Source organism: Klebsiella sp. RHBSTW-00215 (assembly GCF_014103785.1).
In the GTDB taxonomy this organism is placed as follows: domain Bacteria; phylum Pseudomonadota; class Gammaproteobacteria; order Enterobacterales; family Enterobacteriaceae; genus Klebsiella.
The window spans coordinates 2462445-2479698 of record NZ_JABXQS010000001.1 but is presented as its reverse complement, the minus strand read 5'-3'; the positions used below and the strand labels follow the sequence as shown (position 1 = coordinate 2479698).

Here is a 17254-nt window from a genome sequence, read left to right as displayed (position 1 = left end):
ATCTTAATTTAGCGAATATGGAGAGAATACATGCAAACGACCTATGATAAATTCCCTGAAGTAGCTATTCAGGGTTACGACGACCAGGCCTGGCAAGGCTGGGAAGCGATCGCCGCGGCGCTTAATAGCCGAATTTCCACCGCGTCCAGAACCATCGTAGTTGTGGATTGTTATCCTGGCGTACGGCTTGCAGAGCTGGAGCAACGCCTGCTACCGTTACTCAATGCCCGGCTTGCGCTCAACGTCGAATCTGCCCGCCGGGATGAGCAAGCGCTACACGACCTGCTGGCGCGCAACCTCACCGACGACCGCGTATTCGGCGTCCTCTCCTGTCATCATCTTGATGAGTTTTTTGATGAAGAAAAGCTATGCCGGATACGCCAGCAAATCGACGCCACCCGCGAGGGCGTCATTGTCGTCTACGGGCCAGGCGCGGCATTAGCGCATCCAGGCGATGTCCTGATTTACGCCGACCTGCCGCGCTGGGAAATTCAGCAGCGTATGCGCCACGATGGGCTGGGCAACTGGGGGGCTAAGAACCAGGATGAAGATATTCTTCGCCGCTACAAGCGCGCCTTTTTTATTGAATGGCGGGTCTTCGATCGCCATAAAACGCCGCTGCTCAAGCGAGCTGATTTTCTGCTCGATACCACCGTAGAGAATGCCCCGGCGCTGGTCAGCGGAGACGCACTGCGCGCCGGGCTGCAACAAACCACCACTCGTCCATTCCGCGTCGCCCCCTTCTTCGATCCCGGCGTCTGGGGCGGGCAGTGGATGAAACAACAGTTCGATCTCGATCCCACGGCCCCCAACTACGCATGGTGTTTTGATTGCGTGCCCGAGGAAAACAGCCTGTTACTGCGTTTTGGCAACGTGCGGATCGAGATCCCCTCTCAGGACCTGGTGCTGCTACACCCTCGTGCACTGCTTGGCGAGAAGGTTCACGCCCGCTTCGGTGCGGAATTTCCGATCCGTTTTGATTTTCTCGACACCATCGGCGGGCAAAATCTGAGTTTCCAGGTCCACCCGCTGACCGAATATATCCAGCAGCAGTTTGGCATGCATTACACCCAGGATGAGAGCTACTACATTCTTGAAGCAGAGCCAGGCGCAGTGGTTTATCTCGGCACCAAAACCGGCATCGAGCCGCTGGCGATGCTGGACGACCTGCGCGCCGCCGGTCGCGGAGAAAAAGCGTTCGACGATGTGCGTTTTGTTAACCAAATCCCGGCGCGGAAACACGATCACTTCCTGATCCCGGCCGGGACGGTCCACTGCTCCGGTAGCGGCACGATGGTGCTGGAGATCAGCGCCACACCGTATATTTTCACCTTCAAGCTGTGGGACTGGGGCCGCCTGGGCCTCGACGGTTTACCGCGCCCTGTGCATCTCGATCACGGCGAGCAAGTTATCGACTGGCTGCGTGATACGCAGTGGGTCGAGGAGAATCTGGTGAACCGTATCGATCCCATCGCCGAAGGTGAAGGCTGGCGGGAAGAGCGAACCGGAATGCACGAACGCGAGTTTATCGAAACCCGTCGTCACTGGTTTACCGCGCCAGTCACTCACCACACTCTGGGCGGCGTGAACGTACTGAACCTGGTAGAGGGCGCTCAAGCGGTGGTCGATAGCCCAAGTGGAGCATTTGAGCCCTTCACCGTTCACTATGCCGAGACCTTTATTATTCCCGCAGCGGTCAGCGAATACCGGATTTCACCGGCGGGCGAAGGCATCGGGCAGCAGCTCGCCACCATCAAAGCCTGGGTAAGAGGATAAACGCATGATCAACGTGATTGTCGCCAGCCACGGTCCTCTCGCCGACGCCCTGCTCGCCAGCAGCCGGATGGTTTACGGTGAATTACCGCATGTTTTCACCGTGACGCTTAGCGATCAGGCGGGCATTGAAGGCTTTAAACAGGATTTCGCCACGACGCTGAAAAACGCCGGGCACAACGCCGATGGCGTGCTGGTGCTATGCGATATGCAAAGCGGGACCCCGTGGAACGTCGCCTGCCAGCATGCATTTTCCACCGAAACAACGCCTCCGCTCGCCGTCGTAGCGGGCGTGAATTTTCCCATGCTGCTGCAAAGTGAAGACGTTAGCCATTTCACCGACGTTCATGCCGCAGCCGAGCAACTGCTGGAAATGACCGTCCCGACGCTGATAAAAGCCGTTCCGGTTTTATCCGTTCAGTCAGATGATTTTTAAAGGAAACCGCTATGAGTATCTCATTTGTTCGTATTGATGACCGCGTTATCCATGGGCAGCTCGTGACACGTTGGGCCAAAGAGCTGCCCTGCGATGGGATTGTCGCTATTGACGACGCCGTCGCGGCCGACCCGCTGCTCTCATCGGTGATGAAAGGTGCCGTGCAGGACACCAAAGTCTGGCTGTTCGATACCGCAACGGCAATTGAAAAACTGCCCAAGGTGATCGCCAGCGAGAAGCGCTATTTCGTTATCGGTAAATCCCCGCTCACTCTGCAACGCATTGAGCAAGCGGGGATCAGCCTGAAAAACGCCAACGGCAAAATCAACGTTGGCCCGATGAGCGCCCGCGCCGATACCACGACCATCGGCCCGAATCAGTCGGTCAACGCGGACGAGATCGCCGCCTTTGACTGGCTGGTGCAGCACGGGCATCACGTGGAATTCCGCCTGGTCCCGGATGCCAGCTGCTACAGCTGGCAGGACGCCCGACAGAAGCTGAAATAAGGAGCGAACGATGATTATCGAAGCTACGCTAATTGGCATTCTCTGCTACCTGGGCGCGCTGAGCAGTCCCTGGCTTTTCGGGCTGACCGGCGGCTGGTACCTGATTACCCGACCGCTGGTTTCCGGAATGCTGGTCGGGCTGATTCTCGGCGATCTGAAAACCGGGATCATGATAGGCGTTGCGGTACAGGCGGTGTATATCGCGATGGTGACGCCGGGCGGCTCAATGCCTGCGGATCTCAACTTTGTCGCTTATCCGGCCATCGCGCTGGGTATTTTATCGGGCAAAGGGCCGGAAGTAGCGGTGGCGCTGGCGGCGACAATTGGTATCGCCGGAACCATTTTATTCAACGCGATGATGGTACTGAACTCCTTCTGGAACCACCGGGCCGACGTGGCGCTGGATCGCGGCGATGAGCGCCGGCTGTATCTGAACAGCGCGATCTGGCCGCAGGTGACGAATTTCATTTTGCGTTTCGTCCCCACGTTTATCGCGGTCTATTTCGGCGCGCAGTACATCAGCGGTTTTATGGATAGTCTGCCGAAAATCGTGCTGTCGACGATGAACGTGCTGGGCGGCATCCTACCCGCCGTCGGGATCGCGATCCTGCTTAAGCAGATCATTAAAAACTACACCATGCTGATCTACTTTCTGGTCGGTTTCGTCTGCATCGTTTTTTTAAAGCTCAACATGGTCGCGCTGGTGATCGTCGGTTCGCTGCTGGCGCTTATCCATTACAACTATAAACCGGAACCGCCGCAGGCTGCGGGCGCGAGACCGGTGGTCGATGATGAGGATGAATTCTGATGGAAGAGCGTACTCTTACCCGTAAAGATCTGCGCCGCTGCTGGCGGGCGTGGATGATGCATAACCTGTCGTCAATGAGCTTTGAGCGCCTTGAGTCCTTCGGCTTTTGCCTGAGCATGCTGCCGGTGGCGAAAAAGCTCTACCCGGATGCCGCCCAGCGTGCCGAGATGCTGCGCCGTCACGCCTCGTTCTATAATACAGAACCGCAGATCGGCGCGATCGTTAACGGGATGGCGCTGGGGCTGGAGGAGAAAAAGGCCAACGGCGAGCCGATCGACGGCGAAACGATCAACACCCTGAAAGTGGGTCTGATGGGACCGATTGCCGGGATCGGCGATTCGATGATCCCCGGAATGCTGATCCCTATTCTGCTCAGCATCGGGATGGCGCTGGCGGCAGGCGGTAATATTCTTGGGCCGCTATTTTATACCGTCGCCTGGCTGGCGATTATCCTGCCCGGCTCGTGGTTCCTGTTTCTCAAAGGCTACAAAATGGGCTCCGGCTCGGTGGAGATGCTGGTCAGCAGCAAATCAGCCCGCCTGCGCGAAGCCCTATCGCTATTAGGCGTTTTTGTGATGGGCGGCGTGGCGGCCAGCTACGTTAAGCTGGGCACCGGGCTGGAGTTCATCACCCAGGATGGCGTCAATATCCACGTTCAGCAGATGCTCGACGGCATCTTCCCGCAGCTGCTGCCGCTGGTGGTGGTGTTAGGGACCTGGTATTTGATGGCAAAGCGCGGCGTTTCACCGGTGAAAGCGATGGTACTACTGCTGGTGCTGGCAGCGCTTGGCGTCGCCAGCGGCCTGTTTGCCGGTTAATTTTTGTGGATGTGACACACCGGGGCGTTCAGCCCCGGTTTTTTATGGATGGAAGTTGCGCCACAGCTCCGCCGTTTTATCCGGGCGGGAGATAAACTGAAAGCGTGCCGGATCGTCAATAAACTGCTGATAAATCGGTGCGGAGGTTATACTAAACTCGGTGTACTCCCGAGGGGTGACCGCCTGTAAACGTCCCGGAACATAGCGCGGATTGTGCTGCCAGACCACATGCTTATCCTGCAATAGCGGATACCACGCCAGCCCCTTATGCGCCCGTACGGCCTCATATTCAAAACCATATTCACGGTCGCACCAGGCGCCAAAGGTGAGCGGCACCTCCGGGTTAGCTGATATTGTGGCGTGCCCCCATCCCGGCGGGACCAGCACTTTTTCGCCGGGTCCGGCAATCACCGCAAAGCAGCGGCCCGGGTCGTCCTCAACGTACTCCTGCATATAGATAATCGCGCTGCCCTGCCAGATTTCATACAGCTCCGGCGGCGACCAACCGCTGTGCTGGCTAATACGATGAACATGCCCCTGGCTGCGAATCGGCTCTTCACCCAAACGCCCGGCGGCATAGGTCACCACGCCAAACAGCAGCATGCGCTTTTGCAGCGTTTCGCGATCCTGCATCCTCGCCACATCCATGGCGATGGCATAGACCTCTTGCGGGCCGTCGCAATGCGGGTCGCGCAGCGAAGCGCGAATCTGATCGAGGCGGCGGATCTCCGGCATCGGCCCGGTCACATCTTCACCATAGCTAAAACCCAGCGGCTGATGATGAATCGCCATATCCAGGCCGTAACGGCGGGCTGAGTCAGCCATTCTGCACCTCCTTTGCCTGAACGGTCTGATTTTCCTCAATCACCCGCAGCGCAAAGCCGTCTGCCAGCGCCGCGTAATCATGCCCGGCGACGGCAGGCCAAACCGCCAGCGCGGAAAGCACATCATCGCCGGTATTGATCAGCCGGTGAGCGGTAAAACCAGGAATGATATGGACCGAACCGGCAAAGACCTTCTCCAGTCGCGCCTCGCCCTGTTCATTTTGCAATAGCAGCAAGCCGCTCCCGCGCAGGCCGAAATAGACTTCGCCCTGCTCACGACGGTGATGGAAATGGCCGCGGGTCATAAAAAACTCATGGCCGACTTTGCCGGGATAAAGGTGGGTTACGCCAGTGTAGAGTTCACCCTCGGCGGGTGAAGTGGTCAGTATTTCAACATCATAAACGGTGAGATCGCCGGGCATTGCCTGCCGGGCGAGTTCATCAACAAAAATCCCAACAAGATCTTCGATTCGCGTTGATTTACGTAATAGCGGGCCGTCGGATAATGCTCCGCTGGCCCATGCCACCTGCGGCGGCTGGATAAAAACAGGATTCATATGTGTCTCCGGCCCGAGGAGAACAGCGTTGTCAGAATAGCAGATTAATCGATTAACCTGCTATCAAGATGGCGTCTTTGCTGGCGAAATCACACAAACAGATTACAGCCATGCGCCCTCCTTTTTCACTCCAGAGTGTAGCTCACGATCATCTGGCCCTTTTTCATCTTCACCTGAGTAATGACGACTTTCCCCAGCTCAGACAGGCTGGCAACGTGGGTACCGCCGCAGGGATAGCTCAGCATATCGCCGAAGCCCACCTTGCGCAGGCCGTCAACAAAAGAGATCTGACGCGGTAAATTCTCTGCCTGCCAGGTTTCGACTTTTTCCAGCAGCATGCTGGCCTCGGGCAGCATGGCATTAGCACCCGCCGCAAAGGTAATGCGCCCTTCTCCCGGCCAGTGATGAGCTTTAATCGGCTGCCAGCCGAACAACTCACCGGCCTGACCCAGCAAGTGCCCGGCAGAGTGCAGACGCGCGTGGACCTGCCTCGCCTCAATATCGATGTGGATTGCCACCTCATCGAGCACCAGCGGCTGCGAAACAATATGCGCAATGCTATCGCCGCGCGCGATAACGCTTTCAACCGCAACATCAGCAATCCAGCCGCGATCTGCTGGTTGCCCGCCGCCCTGCGGATGAAACAGGGTGCGGTCTAGTTCAATGGCGTAGCGCCCATCGGCTTCGCTCAGGCAATTCACCACTCGCGCACGGCATTCGGCGGCATCGCTGGTGTAATAAAGACGTTCAGTCATGGTTGTTCTCCTCTCTGTCAGCACAGTATATTGATATTACCGACAGCGATAATCCCGTCAGACATCAATGCAATTTTGCTCAGGAAGCACAAATGAATTTGAACTTACTTCCCGACCTCGCCCTGTTTGTGCAGATTGTCGAACAGGGCAGTTTTTCCGCCGTCGCCCGTCAGGCAGGCGCCACGCCGTCCGCCATCAGCCGCAGCGTCTCACGGCTGGAACAGGAGATGGGTTGTAAGCTGCTGCACCGTACCACGCGCAAGCTGCGTCTCAGCGATGCCGGTAAGACGGTTTACGACCATGCGCTGGAGATGCTGGAGGCGGCCCGTCAGGCCATGGACTCCGCCAGTAGTGCTCAGGAGGTAGCGCAAGGTAAGCTGACGTTAAGCGTGCCGAAAGCGGTGGGACGGTTTGTGATTCATCCGCTAATGCTGGAGTTTTTTGCCCGCTATCCGCAGGTCGATGTTTGCCTGCGTCTCGAAGACCGGGTGCTCGATTTTATTGATGATGGTATCGACCTGGCGCTGCGTATTACCCATACGCCCTCACCGGGTCTGCACGGCAAGCCGCTGATGCCAATCGGCCATGTTATCTGCGCGACGCCTGGCTACCTGGAACAACATGGACATCCGCAAACACCGCAGGATCTGCGCGATCATAGTTGTATCAGCCTTGGCGAAACGCCCGCCGACGCGCGCTGGAAGTTCCGCCGCGATGGCAAAACGGAGACGATTCAGACTCACGGTCGCTATGCTGCCAACCATACCGCCGTGCGCCTCGATGCCGTGAAGCAAAATCTGGGGATCGGCAGCCTGCCGCTGTTTACCGCCCGCGAAGCGCTGGAGCGCGGCGAGATTGTGCAGGTTCTGCCAGAGTGGGAGTTTATCAGCCGCTATTCCGGCCAGCTTTGGCTGCTGTGGTCGGGCAATAAGCATATGCCCGCCAGAATGCGGGCGATGATTGATTATCTCAGCGAGAAGATGAAACCGGCTTCAGGCAACATAGCCACAGCGCGACGAGCAAAAACCACGGAATAATCAAACACAGGGCGAACCACCAGCCCGAGCGTCCGATATCGTGCATCCGCCGACAGCCGACTGCCAGCAGAGGGATAATCATAGGTAGCAATAAAATAGCGCTGAGCGGCAGGGCGTAAAAAATAAATACCCCGTACTGATAGTTATGCTGCATCGCCAAAAACCAGGCCGCCAGCGGCAGCGCCAGAATCAGCAGGTTGGTGATAAAAAAGGACCAAAACTCCTGCCTGCTGGCTACGCCGCTAAAATTGAAGCCCTTTTTCCAGCCGTTGAAATACGCTTGTCCGTAAGTCATGGTGTCCATTTCCCTGATGTGAGACTGATGACAAACCTGTATTGAACATTGTGCCCACGTTTCTGCCGGGTGGCGGCTAACGCCTTACCCAGCCTACAAAACCCGCAATATCAAAAAATTATGCAATTTCATAGGCCTGTGCAAGCGAAGCGCCGCCAGGCAATTCCTAAAGAACGCACTTTGTCAGTAGTCTGACATCTCCCTGATGCTTATCTTTGATGGCTAAGGTGCCAGCGCAATCACCTCTGCCGCCCAGCGCTGGAACCCTTCGACATCCAACCCCAGCGCCACCTGCGCGTTTGCCGGTTGGCCCAGCTTGCCTTCAATATCGACCACCGTGGTGCCGGAGGTCCATGTCCCCTGAGTTTCCACCGCCACAAAACACGGCTCGAGGGTAAAGAGCTGCGGGCGAACCAGCCACGCAATCGCGCACAGATCGTGCATGCGCAGGCCGCTGCTCATGCTACCGCTACGATAGTGGCTAAACAGCGCATGAAGCATTTTTCCGGTCTGGTTAAGCGTGGGTAGCGTCGCAAGGTAGTCCGGGGACAGCATCGCCTGATTGGTGACGTCCAGCCCGCACATCACGATCTCCAGCCCGCTGTTGAACACTTTGGCTGCCGCTTCCGGATCGATGGCGATGTTAAATTCCGCATTCGGCGTAAAATTGCCGCGCCCGGCAGAGCCGCCCATGATCACCAGACGGCGGATGTTAAAACGGCATTCGGGATATTGGGTCAGCAGCAGCGCGATATTGGTTAACGGACCAATCGCCACCAGGGTCATCGGCTCCGGCGCGTGCATTAACGCATCGCGGATGGCCTGAAATGCCGGTTTCGCCAGCGGCTGGCGGTTATGCTCAACGAAATCGTAGCCTTCCATACCGGACTCGCCGTGCACGGAGGCGGCGTCGCGCAGCGGGCGAACCAGCGGCATCGATGCGCCCTGTGCCAGCGGGACATCGGCGTTCCAGAAGTGCAGCAGTTGCAGAGCGTTGCGGGTGGTTTTCTCCACCGACACATTGCCCGCCACCGTAGTCATCAGCTGCAGATCCAGCTCGGGTGCGAACAGCGCCGCGGCAATCGCCGCCGCATCATCAATGCCGGGATCGGTATCCAGAATGATCGGTAAGCGCATAGTTTCTCCATAAAAAATGCCAGACGTTAAGTCTGGCATCTTCTCATACTGTGGCGGGAAAGAACTTACTCTACTTCACGGACATCTACGCGCAGTTCTTTCGGCACTTCGAAAACAATGTTCTCTTCGCGGCCTTCCAGCGGCACCGCTTCGCCGCCGCCCAGCTCCTGCAAGCGGGAAATGACGTTCTGCACCAGAATATCCGGCGCCGATGCGCCTGCAGTCACACCTACGCATTGCACTTCTTTTACCCATGCTTCCTGGATATCGGACGCGTCGTCAATCAGATACGCTGCTTTCCCCATCCGTTGGGCCAATTCGGCCAGACGGTTGGAGTTAGAGGAGTTTTTCGACCCCACCACCAGCACAACATCAGCCTGCCCGGCCAGCGCCCGAACCGCTTCCTGACGGTTGGTGGTGGCGTAGCAAATGTCGTCTTTACGCGGCCCGACGATTTTTGGGAAACGTTCGCGCAGGGCATCAATCACGTCAGAGGTATCGTCGACGGAGAGGGTTGTCTGGGTCATAAACGACAGCTTAGCGTCGTTTTTCACATCCAGCGTCCAGACATCATCCGGTGATTCCACCAGATACATTCCACCCTGCGGATTGCTGTACTGGCCCATGGTGCCTTCGACTTCCGGGTGACCGGCGTGACCAATCAGAATCGACTCTTCACCACGACGGCTGGCGCGGGCAACTTCCATATGCACTTTGGTTACCAGCGGGCAGGTCGCGTCAAAGACCGTCAGATCGCGGCTTTTCGCCTCATTGCGCACCGCCTGAGAAACACCGTGGGCGGAGAAAATCAGGATCGCACCGTCCGGCACTTCGCTAATCTGCTCGATAAAAATCGCGCCGCGTTGGCGCAGGCTATCAACAACATAGCGGTTGTGCACGACTTCATGACGCACGTAGATCGGCGCGCCGTAGAGCGTCAGCGCGTTTTCGACAATGCTGATAGCGCGGTCAACGCCTGCGCAAAAGCCGCGCGGGTTAGCCAACAGAATCTGCATTTTACCCCTCCAGCGCCGGATCGATCTCCAGCACTTCAACATCAAAATGAACGGTACGCCCGGCCAGCGGATGGTTGAAATCAACGGTGATCGAATCGCCGTTCACTTCGCGGATCACACCAGGCATTTCGCTGCCATCCATTGCGGTAAAGAGCATAATCGCGCCGATTGAAGGCTCACCCGCGTCGATAAATTCCCGGCGCGAGAAATATTGAATCAGGTCCGGGCTCGTTACGCCAAACGCGGCATCCGGTTCCAGAGTAAAGGTCGTTTTATCCCCCTCTTTCAGCCCCAGCAGATGCTGCTCAAGACCTTCAGAGAGCGAGGTATCGCCCAAGCGGAAAAGCGCGGGTTTACCGTTATTGCGGGTTGACTCTGCGGTGGAGCCATCGTCGAGCTTTAGGGTGAAGTGCACCAGCACCGCACTGTTGCTTTGTACAGAGTTTGACATGCAGGTTTGCTCTTTTACATTGCCGCCGCTTGTTTGCCCGGCGGCGCTGTGCTTACCGGGCCTACAAAGGCCGATGTATACTGTAGGCCGGATAAGACGCTTTAGCGTGGCCATCCGGCAATTTTTTATGATGTTTTTTTATCACGGGAAGGCAAGAAGCCTTCCAGCACAATCAGCGCCGCACCGACACAAATCGCGGTATCAGCAAGATTGAAGGTGGCGAAATGCCAGTCCCCGACGTAGAAATCAATCATATCGACGACAAAACCATGCCACAGCCGGTCGAATAAATTACCCAATGCGCCGCCAATAATCAGCGCATAGGCAATGTTATTCAGCTTTTGCGTCGCCTTCGAGCGATACATCAGCACCGCGAGGATCACGCAAATACCGATAGCGATACCCGCGAAGAACCAGCGCTGCCAGCCGCCGCTGTCGGCGAGGAAACTAAAAGCCGCGCCGTAGTTACGCGCATAATGCAGATTAAGCGATGGAAACAGCGACACCGTATCCCCCAGAGCAAAGTTCTGGAGGATCAGGTATTTGCTGCCTAAATCGATAATCAGCACGACTACCACCAGCCATAGCCAGCGTAGCCCTGTTGAACCAATCGGTTTACTCATCAGGCAAATTTACGTTTTTCGCCGTCACCGGCAATGTTGCTAACACAGCGTCCGCAGATTTCCGCATGTTCCGCCACCTTGCCGACATCCGTGGTGTAGTGCCAGCAGCGCGGGCACTTATCACCTTCAGCTTTGCTCAGCACAACTTTCAGTCCTTTCAGCAACTCACTCTGCCATGCGTCGGCCGGAGCCTGCGCATAATCGGCAACTTTCGCCCCGGAGGTCAACAGGACAAATCGCAATTCATCGTCCAGCGCATTCAGCTTCGCCGCGAGGTCAGCATCGGCATACAGCGTGACCGCTGCTTCCAGAGAGCCGCCCACTTGCTTATCCGCACGCGCCTGCTCGATAACCTTGTTGACTTCGCCACGCACTTTCAGCAGCTCGTCCCAGAAACCGTCGTTCATCGCTTCATCATCGGCCAGGCCGAACAGGCCTTCATACCACTCACCGGTAAAGACGTATTTCTCGCGGTCGCCCGGCAGGTAACCCCAGATTTCGTCGGCAGTGAAGGACATGATCGGCGCCATCCAGCGCACCAGCGCCTCGGCAATATGGTACAGCGCGGTCTGACAGCTACGACGCGCGACGCTGTCCGCTTTGGTGGTGTACTGGCGATCTTTGATGATATCGAGCCAGAACGAGCCCATTTCGATGGAGCAGAAACGCATCAGGCGCTGCACCACTTCGTGGAAATCGTAAGACTCATAGGCTTTCAGGATATCTTCCTGCGCCGCTTGCGCGCAGCCTACAGCCCAACGATCCAGCACCACCATGTCTTCCGGTTTCACCATGTCTTTTACCGGATCGAAACCGTTGAGGTTCGCCAGCAGGAAGCGCGCGGTGTTACGGATACGACGATAGCTATCGGCGGCACGTTTGAGGATCTCGTCGGAGACCGCCATTTCGCCGGTGTAATCGGTGGAAGCCACCCATAGACGCAGAATATCCGCGCCCAGCTTGTTCATCACGTCCTGCGGAGAGACGGTGTTACCGATGGATTTAGACATCTTGCGGCCCTGACCATCAACGGTAAAGCCGTGGGTCAGTACCTGACGATACGGTGCTTTGCCCTTCATCGCGGTAGAAATCATCAGCGAGGACATAAACCAGCCGCGGTGCTGGTCGGAACCTTCCAGATACATGTCGGCGGCGTGACCAGAGAACTCCGGACGCACGTCAACGACAGAAGAGTGAGTTGAACCAGAGTCGAACCACACGTCGAGGGTATCCGGCACTTTCTCGTAGCTATCAGCATCAGCGCCGAGGATGTCGCGGGAGTCGAGATCCCACCACGCCTGGATGCCGTCGACTTCTACGCGTTTAGCGACTTCTTCCATCAGTTCCAGCGTGCGCGGATGCAGCTCTTGCGTCTCTTTATGCACGAACAGAGACATCGGTACGCCCCAGGTGCGCTGACGGGAGATACACCAGTCAGGACGGTTGGCGACCATCGATTCGATACGCGCCTGGCCCCAGTCCGGGATCCACTGCACGCCTTTGATTTCGGAAAGCGACTGCGCGCGCAGGCCTTTCTGATCCATGCTCACGAACCACTGCGGGGTGGCGCGGAAGATGATCGGCGACTTGTGACGCCAGCAGCACGGATAGCTGTGCTGCATTTTTTCAACGTGCAGCAGCGCGCCGTTTTCGCGCAGCATCTCAACGATGATGTCGTTGGCTTTAAAGACGTTGATGCCGTCCAGAGACGGGTAAGTCCCCGGCAGATAAGCGCCGTCCGGGCCAACCGGGTTGGCGATTTCCAGACCGTATTTCTGGCTGATGGTGTAGTCGTCCGGTCCGTGGCCACCAGCGGTATGTACCGCACCGGTACCCGCGTCCAGGGTAACGTGATCGCCAAGGATCGCCGGGACATCGAAATCAAGGAACGGGTGCTTAAAGCGCATCAGCTCCAGTTCGGCACCGTTCACCACCGCGAGGATAGTGTAATCAGTGATACCGGCACGTTGCATCACGCTTTCGACCAGGTCTTTGGCGAGGATCAGCGACTGACCGTCAACCTGCACCAGCGCATAGTCAAATTCCGGCGACAGGGAGATCGCGCGGTTAGCTGGCAGGGTCCACGGAGTGGTAGTCCAGATAACCAGAGAGACCGGGCCGTTAACGTCGGCTACGCCAAATTTCGCCAGCACCGCCGCTTTATCCGTCGCGTGGAAGGCCACGTCGATGGACGGAGAGGTTTTGTCGTAATACTCAACTTCCGCTTCCGCCAGCGCAGAACGGCAGTCTACGCACCAATGCACTGGCTTCGCGCCTTTGTGCAGGTGACCGTTGCCGATGATTTTACCCAGCGCGCGGATGATATTGGCTTCAGTTTTGAAGTCCATGGTCAGGTACGGGTGCGACCAGTCGCCGAGCACGCCCAGACGGATAAAGTCTTCACGCTGGCCGTCAATCTGCAGAGCTGCATATTCGCGGCACTTGGCGCGGAATTCAGCGGCGGTGAATTTCTCGCCCGGCTTGCCGTATTCCTGCTCCACTTTCAGCTCAATCGGCAGACCGTGGCAGTCCCAACCCGGAACGTACGGAGAGTCATAGCCCGTCAGCCCTTTGGACTTAACGATAATGTCTTTCAGAATCTTGTTAACCGAGTGACCAATATGAATGCTGCCATTCGCATAAGGAGGGCCATCATGCAGAATGAAGGTTTTTTTGCCTTTTTTGGCTGCACGAATGATGCCGTACAGGTCATCATCGGTCCAACGCGCCAGCATTCCCGGTTCACGCTTGGCGAGGTCGCCGCGCATCGGGAACCCTGTTTCCGGCAAATTCAGGGTCGATTTATAGTCACTCATCAGATTCTCGGTTCCGTATTTCGGTTTGATAAACACCGTCAGGGTTATGCCTGCCCGGTTAGCCCAAAGAAGTCGCGGGCCGTTAACTCATCACGTGCGATTTGCGCTTTCAGCTCATCGAGCGACGCAAATCGCTGCTCATTACGTATTTTTTTACGCAGTATTACATCTATATGGCGACCGTAGAGGTCCATTACAACATCCAACAGATGTACTTCCAGCTGCTGACGCACGCCGGATACCGTTGGACGAGTGCCAATGTTGGCAACGCCTACAAGAGGTTTGTCGCCAAGCCCTGTCACTTCAACCGCATAGACCCCTTTTACCGGGGAAACCTGACGACGCAGCGGTAAATTCGCCGTCGGGAAGCCTATCGTGCGCCCCAGTTCATCGCCGTGGACAACGCGCCCGGAGATGGTAAACGGATGCCCCAGCAGGGTCTCCGCCAGCGCCAGATCGTCATCCGCCAGCGCCTGGCGCACCGCCGTGCTGCTAATGCGCAAACCGCCTTCACAGAAGGTTTGGGTGCTGGTGATGTCAAAGCCGTATTCCACACCGGCCTTTTGTAATAACAAGAAATCCCCCTGGCGACCAGCGCCAAAGCGGAAATCATCGCCAACGGCAAGGAACTGCACACCTAAACGGCGAACCAGCAGTTCACTAATAAAATCCTGGGCGGTCAGTGCCGCAAAGCGACGATCAAAACGCACGCACAGCACGTAGTCGACGCCGCTTTCAGCCAGATAGTTCAGTTTTTCACGCAGACGCGTTAAACGCGCCGGCGCTTTATCGGCAGCAAAAAGCTCAAGCGGCTGTGGCTCAAAAATCATCACCACCACCGGTAAACCGCGCTGGCGACCTTCTGCGCGCAAACGCTGCAATAATGCCTGGTGCCCGCGATGCACGCCGTCAAAATTTCCAATGGTCAGCACGCACCCGTGCGGGGCCTGACTGAGATTATGTATGCCGCGTATCAGCTTCATGTCTGGCTCAAAACAGTGAAAATCGTCCGAGTATACCTTGTACAACTGGCGACGTTAACCAGCGATTGCACCTCTTCACCGAAAGATCCCGGTAATTCATCAACTCAGCGTAGCAATGCAGGAAAAACTACCCGGCCCCGTCGATTTTTATGGTTGAAAGGCTGTATTCGCTAGCAACAAGCTGGTAGAATCTTGCGCCATCACTACGTAATGAAGCGTTGTTGTTTTAAGCGACGCTTATTTGCACAAATCCATTGACAAAAGAAGGCTAAACGGGCATTCTCCTCGGCCTTTGAATTGTCCATATAGAACACATTTGGGAGTTGGACCTTGGCTAATATCAAATCAGCTAAGAAGCGCGCCGTTCAGTCTGAAAAGGCCCGCAAGCACAACGCTAGCCGTCGCTCTATGATGCGTACTTTCATCAAGAAAGTATACGCAGCCATCGAAGCTGGCGACAAAGCTACTGCACTGAAAGCATTTAACGAAATGCAACCAATCGTGGACCGTCAGGCTGCTAAAGGTCTGATCCACAAAAACAAAGCTGCGCGTCATAAAGCAAACCTGACCGCTCAGATCAACAAACTGGCTTAATCGCCTGCTTGTTGTCGCTTTGTGAAAAAACCCGCGAAAGCGGGTTTTTTTATGCCTGTCGGTTGTCGACTTCGCTCATCTATCGCCATCGCCCCGCTTCTTTCGCCTTACCAACCAGCACCCTCGCCAGGATCACGAATAGCGCATATGAAAGATATTTTCTTTCATTGTATAAATGATTTTATTTCATTTCCAATGAAAATGTGACCAGTATGGCAAATAGCATAATAACTCATAGAAAAACGAATAAACGCAATCCTGATGTAAGATTTGATAATTGATCGCACCACTGTGGTTAACTATTTTTTATGTACAATTTAATGACTCCATTTAACCCTAAGGTCACTATTCATAAAGATTAAAAAATAAAAAACACCCTACTGCTTAGAAAATAAAAGCTGTTTTTCTGGGCATATCGTTCCAATACAGGAGTTATCGCCATGAGTTCTGTTATTGAGGATACCCAGACTTCCGGGTCAACATCATTATCTTTGCTACAGCGCATCAGCTACGGTTCTTTAGATGTCGCTGGCAACCTGCTGTACTGTTTCGGTTCAACGTACATATTATATTTCTACACCGACGTTGCAGGTATTAGCCTTGCGGTAGCAGGTGTGATCCTTCTGCTGGCGCGTATTGTTGACGGTATCGACGCCCCTATCTGGGGGATTATCATCGATAAAACACGCTCTCGCTACGGGAAATGTCGCCCCTGGTTTCTGTGGCTACCGCTGCCATTTGGCGTATTTAGCGCGCTGTCTTTTTGGTCTCCCGATATCAGCATGACCGGAAAAGCCATATATGCAGCAATATCCTACATGATTGCCAGTATTTTATTTACCGGACTCAATACGCCGCTCAGCGCGATATTACCGCTGATGACTTTATCTCCTAAAGAGCGCCTGGTATTAAACTCATGGAGAATGACCGGCGGACAAATTGGGGTCCTGTTAATGAACGCCACCGCGCTGCCGTTAGTGGCTTTTTTAGGTAAAGGTAATGACCATGCCGGGTTTATTTACACCGCGATTCTGTTCGCCATTATATCCTGTTCGCTAACCCTTTTTGCGTTTAAAAATATTCGCGAAATGGATGCGGATAAAATACAGAAAGAACCCAAACTGCCGATGAAAAAGAGCTTCGCGGCAATGAAAGGCAACTGGCCGTGGATACTGATGGTGCTGGCAAATCTGATCTTCTGGATAGCCCTTCAGCAACGTTCAACGACCATCGTCTATTATCTGACCTACAACCTCGATCGCAAAGATCTGGTCCCGCTGATTAACAGTCTGGCCACTATCCAGATCCTGTTTATCATCGCCATCCCTTTCTTCAGTAAATATATCGCCAAGACCTGGATTTGGATTAGCGGCCTGCTGGTCGCTACGCTGGGCGGCGTGATGATGTGGCTGGCTGCGGATAACATTCCTTTGCTGATCGCCGCCTGGGTTATCGGCAATATCGGTAGCGGCATCGCCTGCTCGATGCCCTTTGCCATGCTGGGCTTCGCCGTCGACTTCGGTGCCTGGAAAACGGGCATTAAGGCAACCGGTATTCTTATCGCCTTCGGCAGCACCTTCTGCATCAAGATGGGCAGCGGCATCGGTACCGCCTTCGCCGCCTGGATAATGAACAGTTTTGGCTACGTCCCCAACCACGCCCAAAGCGCAGCCGGGCTGGAGGGGATAACCTGGGCCTTCATTTGGGCACCCGCCCTGCTCTTCGCCCTCGCCGCAATCCCGCTACTGTTCTTCCGAAAATACGAAGCCATGGAAGACAGGGTTCGCCACGATCTGGAAACAACCAACCACTAACACTCTTCACC

18 protein-coding genes and 1 pseudogene are annotated in these 17254 nt (G+C 55.6%); 8 read left to right on the top strand and 11 right to left on the bottom strand.

Annotation, left to right across the window (positions count from 1 at the left end; translation table 11 throughout):
* Positions 1-30 precede the first annotated feature (30 nt).
* Genes HV127_RS11840 through HV127_RS11820 form a run of 5 tightly spaced genes read left to right on the top strand, consistent with a single transcriptional unit; the run spans position 31 to position 4341 of the window.
* Complete coding sequence (locus HV127_RS11840; RefSeq protein WP_182236240.1) at positions 31-1776, top strand: class I mannose-6-phosphate isomerase; 1746 nt, start codon at positions 31-33, stop codon at positions 1774-1776.
* 4 nt (positions 1777-1780) lie between these two features.
* Positions 1781-2209 carry a PTS fructose transporter subunit IIA gene (locus HV127_RS11835; RefSeq protein WP_112215032.1) on the top strand — a complete coding sequence of 143 codons (429 nt, stop codon included), beginning with the start codon at positions 1781-1783 and terminating at the stop codon, positions 2207-2209.
* Positions 2210-2220: 11 nt separating this feature from the next.
* Positions 2221-2715, top strand: a complete 495-nt coding sequence (locus tag HV127_RS11830; RefSeq protein ID WP_112215033.1) for a PTS sugar transporter subunit IIB — start codon at positions 2221-2223, stop codon at positions 2713-2715.
* Positions 2716-2725: 10 nt separating this feature from the next.
* A complete protein-coding gene (locus HV127_RS11825) occupies positions 2726-3523 on the top strand; it encodes a PTS sugar transporter subunit IIC (RefSeq protein WP_182236238.1) in 798 nt (265 codons plus the stop codon).
* Entirely contained in the window at positions 3523-4341 is an 819-nt protein-coding gene (locus HV127_RS11820; RefSeq protein WP_182236236.1) for a PTS system mannose/fructose/sorbose family transporter subunit IID, read from the top strand. The genes HV127_RS11825 and HV127_RS11820 overlap by 1 nt, the downstream gene beginning before the upstream one ends.
* Positions 4342-4383: 42 nt before the next feature.
* Here HV127_RS11820 and HV127_RS11815 read toward each other — a convergent pair whose 3' ends face one another.
* From HV127_RS11815 to HV127_RS11805, 3 genes are all read right to left on the bottom strand, one after another.
* Positions 4384-5166, bottom strand: a complete 783-nt coding sequence (locus tag HV127_RS11815) for a glucose-6-phosphate isomerase family protein (RefSeq protein WP_182236234.1) — start codon at positions 5164-5166, stop codon at positions 4384-4386.
* Complete coding sequence (locus HV127_RS11810; RefSeq protein WP_182236232.1) at positions 5159-5722, bottom strand: glucose-6-phosphate isomerase family protein; 564 nt, start codon at positions 5720-5722, stop codon at positions 5159-5161. The genes HV127_RS11815 and HV127_RS11810 overlap by 8 nt, the downstream gene beginning before the upstream one ends.
* 125 nt (positions 5723-5847) lie before the next feature.
* On the bottom strand, positions 5848-6477 hold the full coding sequence (locus tag HV127_RS11805; protein WP_182236230.1) for an alanyl-tRNA editing protein: 630 nt from the start codon (positions 6475-6477) through the stop codon (positions 5848-5850).
* A 92-nt stretch (positions 6478-6569) separates the two neighbouring features.
* Between HV127_RS11805 and HV127_RS11800 the strand changes: the two genes are divergently transcribed.
* Positions 6570-7514 carry a LysR family transcriptional regulator gene (locus HV127_RS11800; protein ID WP_182236228.1) on the top strand — a complete coding sequence of 315 codons (945 nt, stop codon included), beginning with the start codon at positions 6570-6572 and terminating at the stop codon, positions 7512-7514.
* Here HV127_RS11800 and HV127_RS11795 read toward each other — a convergent pair.
* The 8 genes and pseudogenes from HV127_RS11795 to HV127_RS31690 form a co-directional block, all read right to left on the bottom strand.
* Positions 7447-7809 (bottom strand): DUF805 domain-containing protein, encoded by a 363-nt coding sequence (locus tag HV127_RS11795; protein ID WP_182236226.1) that lies wholly within the window; start codon positions 7807-7809, stop codon positions 7447-7449. The genes HV127_RS11800 and HV127_RS11795 overlap by 68 nt on opposite strands.
* Before the next feature lie 222 nt (positions 7810-8031).
* Positions 8032-8946, bottom strand: coding sequence for a ribonucleoside hydrolase RihC (rihC, locus tag HV127_RS11790; protein WP_182236224.1), 915 nt, complete (start codon positions 8944-8946; stop codon positions 8032-8034).
* A gap of 65 nt (positions 8947-9011) precedes the next feature.
* Entirely contained in the window at positions 9012-9962 is a 951-nt protein-coding gene (ispH, locus tag HV127_RS11785) for a 4-hydroxy-3-methylbut-2-enyl diphosphate reductase (RefSeq protein WP_110272650.1), read from the bottom strand.
* A gap of 1 nt (position 9963) precedes the next feature.
* Positions 9964-10413, bottom strand: a complete 450-nt coding sequence (fkpB, locus tag HV127_RS11780) for an FKBP-type peptidyl-prolyl cis-trans isomerase (RefSeq protein WP_182236222.1) — start codon at positions 10411-10413, stop codon at positions 9964-9966.
* A gap of 125 nt (positions 10414-10538) precedes the next feature.
* Positions 10539-11036 (bottom strand): signal peptidase II, encoded by a 498-nt coding sequence (lspA, locus tag HV127_RS11775; protein WP_112215043.1) that lies wholly within the window; start codon positions 11034-11036, stop codon positions 10539-10541.
* On the bottom strand, positions 11036-13852 hold the full coding sequence (gene ileS, locus HV127_RS11770) for an isoleucine--tRNA ligase (RefSeq protein ID WP_182236220.1): 2817 nt from the start codon (positions 13850-13852) through the stop codon (positions 11036-11038). Before ileS ends, lspA begins: the two co-directional genes overlap by 1 nt.
* 44 nt (positions 13853-13896) lie before the next feature.
* The gene (ribF, locus tag HV127_RS11765) at positions 13897-14835 is read right to left on the bottom strand and encodes a bifunctional riboflavin kinase/FAD synthetase (protein WP_182236218.1); all 939 of its coding nucleotides are present in this window, start codon (positions 14833-14835) and stop codon (positions 13897-13899) included.
* Between the two features lie 7 nt (positions 14836-14842).
* Positions 14843-15049: pseudogene (locus HV127_RS31690) on the bottom strand (DUF2575 domain-containing protein); the annotation flags it as partial.
* 116 nt (positions 15050-15165) lie between these two features.
* Between HV127_RS31690 and rpsT the strand changes: the two are divergent.
* Both rpsT and HV127_RS11755 read left to right on the top strand, forming a co-directional pair.
* Entirely contained in the window at positions 15166-15429 is a 264-nt protein-coding gene (rpsT, locus tag HV127_RS11760) for a 30S ribosomal protein S20 (RefSeq protein WP_003018940.1), read from the top strand.
* 440 nt (positions 15430-15869) lie between these two features.
* A complete protein-coding gene (locus tag HV127_RS11755; RefSeq protein ID WP_182236216.1) occupies positions 15870-17243 on the top strand; it encodes an MFS transporter in 1374 nt (457 codons plus the stop codon).
* The last annotated feature ends 11 nt before the right edge of the window (positions 17244-17254 follow it).